Raw genomic sequence first — 12,969 nt, forward strand, 5'->3', positions numbered from 1 at the left:
CAGCACACACCTCTGCAGGAAATACGCTATGAAAAATGTTGGTTTTATCGGCTGGCGCGGTATGGTCGGCTCTGTACTCATGCAACGCATGGTAGAAGAGCGCGACTTCGATGCCATTCGCCCTGTCTTCTTCTCTACGTCCCAGCTTGGCCAGCCAGCCCCGACGTTCGGTACAGGCGCGGCGGGCACGCTTCAGGACGCGTTTGATCTGGAGGCGCTGAAGGCACTCGACATTATTGTCACCTGCCAGGGCGGCGATTATACCAACGAAATCTATCCAAAGCTTCGTGAAAGCGGCTGGCAGGGTTACTGGATCGACGCAGCCTCCTCGCTGCGCATGAAAGATGACGCCATCATCATTCTCGATCCGGTCAACCAGGAGGTCATTACCCAGGGCCTGAACAATGGCGTGAAAACCTTTGTTGGCGGCAACTGTACCGTCAGCCTGATGCTGATGTCGCTGGGCGGCCTGTTTGCTGAGAATCTGGTGGATTGGGTCTCGGTTGCGACCTACCAGGCAGCCTCCGGTGGCGGCGCACGCCACATGCGTGAGCTGCTGGCGCAGATGGGTCAGCTGCACAGCCACGTTGCGGGCGAGCTGGCGGATCCGGCCTCGGCTATCCTCGATATCGAACGTAAGGTCACGACCCTCTCCCGCAGCGGCGAGCTGCCGGTAGATAATTTCGGCGTACCGCTGGCGGGCAGCCTGATCCCGTGGATTGATAAACAGCTTGATAACGGCCAGAGCCGTGAAGAGTGGAAGGGGCAGGCGGAGACCAACAAGATCCTCAATACCGACCTGGTGATTCCAGTGGATGGCCTCTGCGTGCGCGTGGGCGCGCTGCGCTGCCATAGCCAGGCCTTCACCATCAAACTGAAGAAAGATGTCTCTATCCCGACCGTTGAGTCCCTGCTGGCGGCACACAATCAGTGGGCTAAAGTGGTGCCGAACGATCGCGAAATCACCATGCGCGAGCTGACCCCGGCGGCGGTAACCGGCACGCTGACCACCCCGGTTGGCCGTCTGCGTAAGCTCAACATGGGGCCGGAGTATCTCTCCGCCTTCACCGTCGGCGATCAGCTGCTGTGGGGAGCCGCCGAGCCGCTGCGGCGGATGCTGCGCCAGCTGGCGTAACGAACACTGTTTAGGAGGAGGTGCAGCGTCACCTCCTTTTTTTTGCACATTTTTTGTGAACCCGCGCGCTGAGTTTTTTGTTAAATACATAATGTAGTCGCAATTCATCCAAATTTATCAGGAGACAGGGGAACCCTTGTCTATGCTTAAGTTGGATCAGCTTCAGGCCAGCGTTGATGTGGCTGGCGAAAAAATGTGGCACATATAGAACAGGATAAAAAAACCATGTCCAGTCTTGTCGATAGAGACGTGATTAACGCGCTAATAGCAGGCCATTTTGCGGATCCCTTTTCCGTACTCGGTATGCATCGCACTAATGCCGGGCTGGAAGTCCGCGCGTTGCTACCTGACGCCACCGAAGTGTGGGTTATCGAAACGAAAACCGGACGTAAACTGGCCAGGCTAGAGTGCCTTGATTCACGCGGCTTCTTTGCCGGTATCATTCAACGCCGTAAAAATCATTTCCGCTATCAGCTTGCCGTTAACTGGCACGATCACTCCAATCTATTGGACGATCCCTACCGCTTCGGCCCGCTGCTCCAGGATTTAGATGCCTGGCTACTGTCAGAGGGGACGCACCTGCGGCCCTATGAAACTCTTGGCGCACACGCCGATACAATGGATGGCGTCACCGGTACCAAATTCTCCGTCTGGGCACCTAATGCCCGACGCGTCTCGGTCGTAGGCGAGTTTAACTATTGGGATGGCCGCCGCCATCCGATGCGCCTGCGCAAAGAGTCCGGCATCTGGGAGCTCTTTATCCCTGGCGCGCAGCACGGGCAGATCTATAAATTCGAGATGATCGATGCCCACGGCAACCTGCGCATTAAGGCCGATCCCTATGCCTTCGAGGCGCAGATGCGCCCGGATACTGCCTCCATGATCTGCGGCCTGCCGGAGAAGGTCGAGCAGAGCGAAGAGCGTAAGCGGGCCAACGAGTTTGACCAGCCCATCTCCATCTATGAGGTGCACCTCGGCTCCTGGCGTCGCCATACCGACAACCACTTCTGGCTTAGCTACCGCGATCTGGCAGAGCAGCTGGTTCCCTATGCCAAATGGATGGGCTTTACCCATTTAGAGCTGATGCCGGTCAACGAGCATCCGTTTGACGGCAGCTGGGGCTACCAGCCGACGGGCCTCTATGCGCCAACCCGCCGCTTCGGCACGCGGGATGATTTCCGCTACTTCATTAAGGCAGCCCATGCGGCAGGTCTGAACGTGATCCTCGACTGGGTACCGGGCCACTTCCCGAGCGATGAGTTCGGCCTCGCCGAGTTCGACGGAACCGATCTCTATGAACATAGCGATCCGCGCGAGGGCTACCATCAGGACTGGAACACGCTGATCTACAACTATGGTCGCCGTGAGGTCAGCAACTATCTGGTGGGCAACGCCCTCTATTGGGTAGAACGCTTTGGTATTGACGCTCTGCGCGTCGATGCGGTGGCTTCCATGATCTACCGTGACTACAGCCGCAAAGAGGGGGAGTGGATCCCTAACGAGTTTGGCGGTCGTGAGAACCTTGAAGCCATCGAATTCCTGCGCAGCACCAACCGCAAGCTGGGGGAGCAGGTTCCCGGCGCGGTAAGCATGGCGGAAGAGTCCACCGATTTCCCTGGGGTATCGCGACCACCGTCTAACGGCGGGCTGGGCTTCTGGTATAAGTGGAACCTGGGCTGGATGCATGACACCCTCGACTACTTCAAGCTCGATCCTATCTACCGTCAGTATCATCATAATCAGATGACGTTCGGGATGCTCTACAACTACACCGAGAACTTCATTCTGCCGCTGTCGCACGATGAAGTGGTGCACGGCAAAAAATCCATTCTTGACCGGATGCCGGGTGACGCATGGCAGAAGTTTGCCAACCTGCGTGCCTACTACGGCTGGATGTGGGCCTTCCCGGGTAAAAAACTGCTCTTTATGGGTAACGAGTTTGCCCAGGGGCGCGAGTGGAACCACGACAGCAGCCTTGACTGGCATCTGCTTGAGGGCGGTGATAACTGGCACCACGGCGTTCAGCGGCTGGTACGCGATCTTAATACTACCTATCGTCACCACAAGGCGCTGCACGAGCTGGATTTTGATCGGTACGGTTTCGAATGGCTGGTGGCCGATGACAACGAGCGTTCGGTGTTTATTTTCGTGCGCCGGGATAAAGCCGGTAATGAAATTATCGTTGCCAGCAACTTTACGCCGGAGCCGCGCCATGAATACCGCTTTGGCGTCAACCAGCCGGGCCGCTGGCGTGAGGCACTGAATACCGACTCGGTACACTATCACGGCAGCAATATGGGAAATTACGGTACCGTGCACAGCGATGAGATCCCAAGTCACGGTCGCGATAACTCGCTCAGCCTGACGCTGCCGCCGCTCTCTACCATCTGGCTGGTCAGGGAGGGTGAATGACGAAGCTGGCGGCAGGCAAGCCTGCGCCACTTGGCGCGCATTACGAAGGCAATGGCGTGAACTTCACGCTCTTCTCGGCAAACGCAGAGCGGGTTGAGCTCTGCATCTTTGACGATGAGGAGAATGAGCAGCGCTACGATCTGCCTGCCCGCAGCGGCGACGTCTGGCACGGTTTTCTGGAGAAGGCGCGTCCCGGTTTGCGCTATGGCTACCGGGTGCATGGTCCGTGGGATCCAGCAGCGGGCCACCGCTTTAATCCGGCAAAGGTGCTGATCGACCCCTGCGCTCGCCGCGTTGACGGCGACGCCATCGATCACGATCTCTTTCACAGCGGCTTCGATATTGCCGATCCGCATAATAACGCAAAGATTGCGTTGAAGAGCGTGGTGGTTAACGAAGCCTTTGACTGGGAAGACGATGCGCCGCCGCGTATCCCCTGGGGCAACACGGTGATCTATGAGGCCCACGTCAAAGGGCTGACCTGGCTGCACCCTGATATTCCGGAAAAGATCCGCGGCACCTATAAGGCGCTGGGTCATCCGGTGATGATCGACTACTTCAAGCGCCTCGGGATCACCGCTCTTGAGCTGCTGCCGGTGGCGCACTTCGCCAGCGAGCCGCGCCTGCAGCGGCTGGGCTTAAGCAACTACTGGGGCTACAACCCGCTGGCGATGTTTGCCCTCGATCCGCGCTACGCCAGTGAGCCTGCCCGCGCCCAGCAGGAGTTTTGTACGGCAGTGAAAGCGCTGCACGCTGCCGGTATTGAGGTGATCCTCGATATCGTCCTGAACCACAGCGCCGAGGTCGATATTGAAGGCCCTACTTTCTCCCTGCGCGGAATCGATAACCGTAGCTATTATTGGATCAGGGAGAACGGCGAGTACGCGAACTGGACCGGCTGCGGTAACACCCTGAATCTGAGCCATCCCGGCGTAGTGGAGTATGCCCACCAGTGTCTACGACATTGGGTAGATACTTATCACATCGACGGTTTCCGCTTCGATTTAGCGTCGGTAATGGGGCGTACACCGCATTTTGATCCCTGCGCGCCGTTGTTTGAGGCGATAAAAAACGATCCTGTGCTGTCGGCGGTCAAGCTGATTGCCGAGCCGTGGGACGTAGGGGAAGGTGGCTACCAGGTCGGCAATTTTCCACCGCTGTTTGCCGAGTGGAACGATCAGTTTCGCGATGCCTCGCGCCGTTTCTGGCTGGCAAAAGATATCTCTCTGGGCCGGTTTGCCACGCGCTTTGCCGGCTCTGGCGACGTGTTCAGGCGCAGCGGACGTCTTCCCGCCGCGTCGATTAACCTGGTGACGGCGCACGACGGCTTTACGCTGCGCGACTGCGTCTGCTTTAACCATAAACACAACGAGGCCAACGGCGAAGAGAATCGCGACGGCACTAACAATAACCACAGCAATAATCATGGTACAGAGGGATTAGGCGGGTCGTTGTATGTGATTGAACGGCGGCGAGACAGTGTCCATGCCCTACTGGTCACGCTGCTTTTATCACAAGGTACGCCAATGCTGCTGGCAGGTGATGAACAGGGTCACAGCCAGCATGGTAACAATAATGCCTATTGCCAGGACAACGCGCTGACCTGGCTTGATTGGGAACAGGCAAACGACGGGCTGACCACCTTTGTGGCCACGTTAATTCATCTTCGCCAGCAGGTACCGGCATTAACCAATAATACCTGGTGGGAAGAGGGTGACGGCAACGTCAGTTGGCTGAATAAGGATGCCCAGCCTTTAAGCGTACGGGAGTGGGAGCATGGGGTGGGGCGTTTGCAAATCCTGCTTTCAGACCGTCTTCTGATTACGCTGAACAATACGGATAAGGTTACAGAAATTGTATTACCCGAAGGGGAATGGCGCGCCGTTCCCCCATTTGCCGGTGAGGACAATCCGGTGGTAGTGGCTGTCTGGCATGGGCCCGCGCATGGAGTATGCGTTTTTCGAAGGTCATAAAAAAGGAGTTCATCATGGTTAGATTAGATAACAACGATCCGCTAATGTTAGCGCGCCAGCTCCCCTTAAAATCTGTAGCCCTGATCCTGGCGGGCGGGCGCGGCACGCGTCTCAAAGACTTGACCACCACGCGTGCCAAGCCTGCGGTACACTTTGGCGGCAAGTTCCGTATTATCGATTTTGCTCTCTCCAACTGTCTTAACTCCGGTATCCGCCGTATCGGCGTGATCACCCAGTACCAGTCGCATACGCTGGTACAGCACATCCAGCGCGGCTGGTCCTTCTTTAGCGAAGAGATGAACGAGTTTGTCGATCTGCTCCCCGCTCAGCAGCGCGTGCACGGTGAAAACTGGTACCGCGGCACGGCGGATGCGGTCACCCAGAACCTCGACATTATTCGTCGCTATAATGCGGAGTACGTGGTGATCCTCGCAGGCGATCATATCTACAAGCAGGACTACTCGCGCATGCTGATCGACCACGTCGAGAAGGGTGCACGCTGCACCGTGGCCTGTCTGCCGGTACCGGTAGCGGAAGCAACGGCGTTTGGCGTTATGGCGGTCGATGAAAACGAAAAAGTCATCGATTTCGTTGAGAAGCCCCCTAAGCCGCCATCAATGCCTAACGATCCAACCCGGGCGCTGGCGAGCATGGGGATCTATATCTTTGACGCTGATTATCTTTATGAGCTGCTGGAGGAGGACGATCAGGATCCCACCTCCAACCACGACTTCGGCAAAGATATTATTCCTAAGATCACCCGCGCCGGCATGGCCTACGCGCACCCGTTCCCGCTCTCCAGCGTGCAGTCGGATCCGGACGCAGAGCCCTACTGGCGCGACGTGGGAACCCTCGAGGCCTACTGGAAGGCTAACCTCGATCTCGCCTCCGTGACGCCAGAGCTGGATATGTACGATCAAAATTGGCCTATCCGAACCCACATGGAATCGCTACCGCCTGCTAAATTTGTACAGGATAGATCGGGTAGCCACGGTATGACGCTCAATTCGCTGGTGTCGGGAGGCTGCATTATCTCCGGTTCGGTGGTAGTGCAGTCGGTGCTGTTCCCGCGCGTGCGCGTTAACTCATTCTGTAATATCGACTCGTCGGTACTGCTGCCGGACGTCTGGGTAGGACGTTCGTGCCGCCTGCGCCGCTGCGTCATTGACCGCGCCTGTAAGATACCTGAAGGCATGGTCATCGGTGAAAACGCAGAGGAGGATGCTCGCCGGTTCTACCGTTCAGAGGAAGGCATTGTGCTGGTCACGCGCGAGATGTTAAGCAAATTAAAAGAGTGACGGCATCAACTCATAACCTTGCGCGGAAGGGGTCCGCGCGCTGGTTTACCGCTACCGCTCGCATACGGTAGCGGTTTTTAACAGGAGCGAGAATGCAGGTTTTACATGTATGTTCTGAGATGTTCCCGTTGCTCAAGACCGGTGGTCTGGCAGATGTACTTGGTGCACTCCCTGCGGCGCAAATAGCCGGTGGTGTTGATACTCGCGTACTGCTGCCGGCATTTCCTGATATTCGGCGCGGCATTACCGATGCGAAAGTGGTGACCCGACGTGAAACCTTTGCCGGACACATCACGCTGCTTTACGGCCACTATAACGGCGTTGGCATCTATCTGATTGATGCTCCACACCTCTATGACCGACCCGGCAGTCCGTATCACGACACTAACCTTTTTGCCTATACCGATAACGTTCTGCGCTTTGCCTTGCTCGGTTGGGTAGGCAGCGAGATGGCCTGTGGCCTGGATCCTTTCTGGCGTCCGGACATTGTCCATGCCCACGACTGGCATGCCGGGCTGGCTCCTGCTTACCTTGCCGCACGTGGCCATCCAGCGAAATCGGTATTTACCGTGCATAATTTAGCCTACCAGGGTATGTTTTATGCTCAACATATGGCTGAAATAGAACTGCCATGGTCATTCTTTAATATTAATGGCGTAGAGTTCAACGGTCAGATCTCGTTCCTGAAGGCGGGACTCTACTTTGCCGACCACATTACGGCGGTTAGCCCGACCTATGCGCGGGAGATCACCGAGCCGCAGTTTGCATACGGTATGGAAGGGCTGCTGCGGCAGCGCCATGCGGAGGGACGCCTCTCGGGGATCCTCAATGGCGTTGATGAGCAGATTTGGGATCCGGAAACCGACCTGCTGCTGGCGTCGCGCTTTACTCGTGATTCGCTGGAAGATAAGGCGGAGAACAAGCGTCAGCTGCAAATTGCCATGGGGCTGAAGGTAGACGAGAAGGTTCCGCTCTTCGCCGTGGTCAGCCGCCTGACCAGCCAGAAAGGGCTGGATCTGGTGCTGGAGGCACTGCCGGGCCTGCTGGAGCAGGGCGGACAGTTGGCCCTGCTGGGCGCAGGCGATCCGGTACTGCAGGAGGGCTTCCTGGCCGCCGCCGCCGAGCATCCGGGGCAGGTCGGGGTTCAGATTGGCTATCACGAAGCCTTCTCGCACCGCATTATGGGCGGCGCGGATGTGATTCTGGTGCCGAGCCGTTTTGAGCCGTGCGGCCTGACCCAGCTCTACGGTCTGAAGTACGGCACGCTGCCGCTGGTGCGGCGTACCGGTGGGCTGGCTGACACCGTATCCGACAGCTCACTGGAGAACCTGGCGGACGGTATCGCCAGCGGATTTGTCTTTGAAGACAGCAATGCCTGGTCGCTGCTCAGGGCGATAAGGCGTGCTTTTGTGCTGTGGTCCCGGCCTTCGCTGTGGCGTTTTGTTCAGCGTCAGGCGATGAATATGGATTTTAGCTGGCAGGTTGCCGCTCAGTCCTACCGGGATCTCTATTATCGGTTGAAGTAGAGCACCAGGAATCACGTTTATGAATGCACCCTTTACCTATACATCACCGACACTCAGCGTCGAGGCGTTAAAGCACTCTATTGCCTATAAGCTGATGTTTACCATTGGTAAAGATCCGGCTATCGCCAACAAACATGAGTGGCTGAACGCCACGCTGTTTGCCGTACGTGACCGCCTGGTCGAGCGCTGGTTGCGCTCAAACCGTGCGCAACTCTCTCAGGAGACGCGCCAGGTTTACTATCTGTCGATGGAGTTTCTGATTGGCCGCACCCTTTCCAACGCAATGCTTGCGCTGGGCATCTATGGCGATGTTAAAAACGCGCTGGAAGAGATGGGGCTGGATCTCGAAGAGCTGATCGACGAAGAGAACGACCCGGGCCTCGGCAACGGCGGTCTGGGCCGCCTTGCCGCCTGCTTCCTCGACTCGCTGGCTACCCTTGGCCTGCCGGGGCGCGGATACGGCATCCGCTACGACTACGGTATGTTCAAGCAGAACATCGTGGATGGCCGCCAGAAAGAGTCCCCGGACTACTGGCTGGAGTACGGTAACCCGTGGGAGTTCAAGCGTCACAACACCCGTTACAAGGTGCGGTTCGGCGGTCGGATCCAGCAGGAGGGGAAAAAGACCCGCTGGCTGGAGACCGAAGAGATCCTTGCGGTCGCCTACGATCAGATCATCCCTGGCTTTGATACCGACGCCACCAATACGCTGCGGCTGTGGAATGCCCAGGCCAGTAGCGCCATTAACCTCGGTAAATTCAACCAGGGCGACTATTTTGCCGCGGTAGAGGATAAAAACCACTCGGAAAACGTCTCCCGGGTGCTTTACCCGGATGACTCCACCTACTCTGGTCGTGAGCTACGCCTGCGTCAGGAGTATTTCCTTGTCTCCGCGACGGTGCAGGATATCCTTAACCGCCACTTCCTGCTGCATAAGACCTACGCCAACCTCGCTGATAAGGTCGCCATTCACCTCAACGATACCCATCCGGTACTGGGTATTCCTGAGCTGATGCGCCTGCTCATCGACGAGCATAAGTTCTCCTGGGATGACGCCTTTGAGGCGACCTGTCAGATCTTCTCCTATACCAACCACACGCTGATGAGTGAGGCGCTGGAGACCTGGCCGGTAGACATGCTGGGTAAAATTCTGCCGCGCCATCTGCAAATTATCTTTGAGATCAACGACTACTTCCTGAAGACCGTTCAGGAGCAGCATCCGAACGACACCGGGCTGCTTAGCCGCGTCTCGATCATCGACGAGTCTAACGGGCGTCGGGTGCGCATGGCCTGGCTGGCGGTAGTGGCCAGCCACAAGGTCAACGGCGTCTCCGAGTTGCACTCCAACCTGATGGTACAGTCGCTGTTTGCGGATTTTGCGCGGGTGTTCCCGACGCGCTTTACCAACGTTACCAACGGCGTGACGCCGAGGCGCTGGCTGGCGCTGGCGAACCCGTCGCTATCGGATGTGCTCGACGAGCATATCGGGCGCACCTGGCGAACCGATCTTAGCCAGCTCGGCGAGCTGGAGCAGCACATCGATTTCCCGACGCTAAACCAGGCGGTGCGCCAGGCGAAGCTGGACAATAAAAAGCGCCTCGCGCTCTACATCGGCCAGCAGCTTAACGTGGTAGTGAACCCGAAGGCGCTGTTCGATGTGCAGATCAAGCGTATCCATGAGTACAAGCGCCAGCTGATGAACGTCCTGCACGTCATTGCCCGCTATAACCGAATCAAAGCCGATCCGGATGCGAACTGGGTACCGCGCGTTAATATCTTTGCCGGTAAGGCGGCCTCGGCCTACTACATGGCGAAGCATATTATTCACTTAATCAACGATGTGGCGAAGGTGATCAATAACGATCCGCAGGTTGGCGACAAGCTGAAGGTGGTGTTCATTCCGAACTACAGCGTCAGCCTGGCGCAGCTGATCATTCCGGCGGCGGATCTCTCCGAACAGATTTCGCTCGCGGGAACGGAGGCCTCCGGCACCAGCAACATGAAGTTTGCCCTCAATGGCGCGCTGACCATCGGCACGCTGGATGGTGCAAATGTTGAGATGCTGGAGCATGTGGGTGACGACAATATCTTTATCTTTGGTAACACGGCGGAAGAGGTTGAGACGCTGCGTCGTCAGGGCTATAAGCCGCGCGACTACTACGATAAAGATGAAGAGCTGCACAGCGTCCTGACGCAGATTGCTACCGGCGTGTTTAACCGTGACGAGCCGGGCCGCTACCGCGATCTGGTGGATTCCCTGCTTAACTTCGGCGATCACTATCAGGTGTTGGCCGATTTTCGCAGCTACGTTGACTGTCAGGACAGGGTGGATGAGCTTTATCGCCAGCCAGAAGAGTGGACCATTAAAGCGATGCATAACATCGCCAATATGGGCTACTTCTCATCTGACAGGACGATCAAGGAGTACGCGGACAAAATCTGGAACATCAAGCCGATACGCCTGTAAAAACAAAACGCCCGGTGGCGCTATGCTTACCGGGCCTACACGTAGGCCGGGCAAACGCAGTGCCGCCCGGCGTTGCAATATCAACTACGATGCTAGCGACAGTTCACGCTTGGCCCAGTTAGCCAGCCACTGCGCCACTCGCGACTGCTCCTCCGCGTTCAGCCACATACCTGCTTTCGTCCGACGCCAGATGGCATCATCGAGGCGGCGCACCCACTCATGCTCTACCAGATAGCGCAGTTCAGCTTCGTAGAACTCATGGCCGAAGTTCTCGCCAAGCTCCTCAAGCGACGTCGCACCGGCAAGAATAAGCTCGCTGTTGCTGCCGTAGGTGCGGGCGTAGTGACGAGCCTGCGTCTCGCTGATAAACGGGTAGCGGCGACGCAGCTTCGCCGCGTAGTCGTCACGATCGCCAGCAATATCACCCCCTGGCAACACGCACTCTTTCGTCCACGCCGGACCGATGCCGCTGTAGTATGGCGTCAGCTTCTCCATCGCATGCTCGGCCAGCTTACGGTAGGTGGTGAGCTTACCGCCAAAGACGGAGAGCAGGGGTGCTTTGCCCTCGTCGTCACGAATATCCAGGGTATAGTCGCGGGTAATCGCCTGCGGTGAATCGGACTCGTCGTCGCACAGCGGACGTACGCCGGAGTAAGTCCAGACAATATCGTTCCGGGTCAGCGGCTTTTTAAAGTGTGCGTTATAGACCTTCAGCAGATAGTTAATCTCGCTCTCGTCGATCTCAACGTGTTTGGCGTCGCCCTTATACTCCACGTCGGTGGTGCCGATAATGGAGAACTCGTCCATCCACGGGATCACAAACACGATACGCTTATCTTCGTTTTGCAGAATGTAGGCCTGCTTCTGGGAGTGCACGCGTGGCACCACAATATGGCTGCCTTTGATCAGGCGGATCCCATACGGCGAAGGCAGCTTCATCCCATCGTCAAAGAACTGTTTTACCCACGGGCCGGTGGCGTTCACCAGGCCGCGCGCCTGCCAGCGATACGTCTCGCCGGTATCAACGTCTTCAGCCTCAACGATCCACAGGCCATTTTCCCGGCGTGCCGAGGTTGCCCGGGTGCGGGTTAACACCTCGCCGCCTTTACGCACCACCATCTGCGCATTCGCCAGCACCAGCCGTGCATCGTCGACCCAGCAGTCAGAATATTCGAATCCGCGCACGATCTCCGGCTTCAGCACCGACTCTGAGCCAAAACGCAAGCCAGTAGAGCCAGGCAGGCTGGTGCGCTTGCCCAGGTGATCGTACATAAACAGGCCGATGCGGATCATCCACGCCGGACGCAGGTGCGGACGGTGCGGCAGACGAAAGCGCATAGGGAAGGCGATGTGCGGGGCCATCTGCAACAGCACCTCACGCTCTGCCAGCGCCTCGCTTACCAGACGGAACTCGTAATGCTCCAGGTAGCGCAGGCCTCCGTGGATGAGTTTAGAGCTGGCGGAAGAGGTGGCACAGGCCAGATCGTTTGCCTCCAGCATGAGCACGGAAAGGCCACGCCCGGCGGCGTCTGCCGCGATACCGGCACCGTTGATGCCCCCACCTATCACAATCAGATCTTTGGTTTCCATGCTCACCTCATGCACTTTCGTAAAAGCTCAAAAATGTTCGATATCGCTCATAATAGCAAACGAACGCGCCTTTGGTAACATCAAAAAAACAATTTAGAGTGATATGCATAACATAATGGCGTTTACCTGGCGGAACGACGTAAAATTAGAGAATGTGTAACGTGCATACCCAACAGAGATGAGAGCGCAATGGATCAGTTTGAGTGTATTAATGTAGAAGAGGCCCACCAGAAGATGCATCAGAAGCTGGCGGTGCTGGTAGATATTCGCGATCCGCAAAGCTATGCCATGGGTCATACCCCAGGCGCGTTTCATCTGACCAACGATACGCTGGGCACCTTTATGCAGCAAAACGACTTTGATACGCCGGTGATGGTGATGTGCTACCACGGCAACAGCAGTAAAGGCGCAGCCCAGTACCTGCTGCAACAGGGTTTTGACCAGGTCTACAGCGTCGACGGCGGCTTTGACGCCTGGCATCGCCATTTCCCGGCGGAAGTGGCGCACGGTACGCTTTAGTCAGCGGAGCAATAACCCGCTATACTGCCCTCTTTTGTGTGGAAAAAGC

At 57.0% G+C, this 12,969-nt stretch carries 8 protein-coding genes; 7 read left to right on the forward strand and 1 reads right to left on the reverse strand.

Translation table 11 applies throughout. From position 1 onward, the window contains the following. The first annotated feature begins 28 nt into the window (after positions 1-28). From asd to glgP, 6 genes are all read left to right on the forward strand, one after another. A complete protein-coding gene (gene asd / locus RTM13_RS09840; RefSeq protein WP_312211862.1) occupies positions 29-1,135 on the forward strand; it encodes an aspartate-semialdehyde dehydrogenase in 1,107 nt (368 codons plus the stop codon). A gap of 225 nt (positions 1,136-1,360) precedes the next feature. Then, positions 1,361-3,547 carry a 1,4-alpha-glucan branching enzyme gene (gene glgB, locus RTM13_RS09845; RefSeq protein WP_312211863.1) on the forward strand — a complete coding sequence of 729 codons (2,187 nt, stop codon included), beginning with the start codon at positions 1,361-1,363 and terminating at the stop codon, positions 3,545-3,547. After that, a complete protein-coding gene (gene glgX, locus RTM13_RS09850) occupies positions 3,544-5,520 on the forward strand; it encodes a glycogen debranching protein GlgX (protein WP_312211864.1) in 1,977 nt (658 codons plus the stop codon). The genes glgB and glgX overlap by 4 nt, the downstream gene beginning before the upstream one ends. Before the next feature lie 14 nt (positions 5,521-5,534). Further along, a complete protein-coding gene (glgC, locus tag RTM13_RS09855) occupies positions 5,535-6,818 on the forward strand; it encodes a glucose-1-phosphate adenylyltransferase (protein ID WP_312211865.1) in 1,284 nt (427 codons plus the stop codon). 92 nt (positions 6,819-6,910) lie between these two features. After that, positions 6,911-8,344: a glycogen synthase GlgA gene (gene glgA, locus RTM13_RS09860; protein ID WP_312211866.1), complete on the forward strand. Its 1,434-nt coding sequence runs from the start codon at positions 6,911-6,913 to the stop codon at positions 8,342-8,344. 19 nt (positions 8,345-8,363) lie between these two features. After that, positions 8,364-10,811 carry a glycogen phosphorylase gene (gene glgP / locus RTM13_RS09865; RefSeq protein WP_312211867.1) on the forward strand — a complete coding sequence of 816 codons (2,448 nt, stop codon included), beginning with the start codon at positions 8,364-8,366 and terminating at the stop codon, positions 10,809-10,811. An 84-nt stretch (positions 10,812-10,895) separates the two neighbouring features. Here glgP and glpD read toward each other — a convergent pair whose 3' ends face one another. Next, positions 10,896-12,401, reverse strand: a complete 1,506-nt coding sequence (gene glpD, locus RTM13_RS09870) for a glycerol-3-phosphate dehydrogenase (RefSeq protein ID WP_312211868.1) — start codon at positions 12,399-12,401, stop codon at positions 10,896-10,898. A gap of 189 nt (positions 12,402-12,590) precedes the next feature. On the opposite strand from glpD, the gene glpE reads away from it, so the two are divergent. Next, complete coding sequence (gene glpE, locus RTM13_RS09875; protein ID WP_103820339.1) at positions 12,591-12,920, forward strand: thiosulfate sulfurtransferase GlpE; 330 nt, start codon at positions 12,591-12,593, stop codon at positions 12,918-12,920. Positions 12,921-12,969: the final 49 nt, after the last annotated feature.

This window comes from Pseudescherichia sp., from assembly GCF_031979925.1.
In the GTDB taxonomy this organism is placed as follows: domain Bacteria; phylum Pseudomonadota; class Gammaproteobacteria; order Enterobacterales; family Enterobacteriaceae; genus Pseudescherichia.

Excerpts from the sequence above, each read along its gene's own strand:
- asd (WP_312211862.1), top strand. The coding sequence starts at position 29 with ATGAAAAATGTTGGTTTTATCGGCTGGCGCGGTATGGTCGGCTCTGTA.
- glgB (WP_312211863.1), top strand. The coding sequence starts at position 1,361 with ATGTCCAGTCTTGTCGATAGAGACGTGATTAACGCGCTAATAGCAGGC.
- glgX (WP_312211864.1), top strand. The coding sequence starts at position 3,544 with ATGACGAAGCTGGCGGCAGGCAAGCCTGCGCCACTTGGCGCGCATTAC.
- glgC (WP_312211865.1), top strand. The coding sequence starts at position 5,535 with ATGGTTAGATTAGATAACAACGATCCGCTAATGTTAGCGCGCCAGCTC.
- glgA (WP_312211866.1), top strand. The coding sequence starts at position 6,911 with ATGCAGGTTTTACATGTATGTTCTGAGATGTTCCCGTTGCTCAAGACC.
- glgP (WP_312211867.1), top strand. The coding sequence starts at position 8,364 with ATGAATGCACCCTTTACCTATACATCACCGACACTCAGCGTCGAGGCG.
- glpD (WP_312211868.1), bottom strand. The coding sequence starts at position 12,401 with ATGGAAACCAAAGATCTGATTGTGATAGGTGGGGGCATCAACGGTGCC.
- glpE (WP_103820339.1), top strand. The coding sequence starts at position 12,591 with ATGGATCAGTTTGAGTGTATTAATGTAGAAGAGGCCCACCAGAAGATG.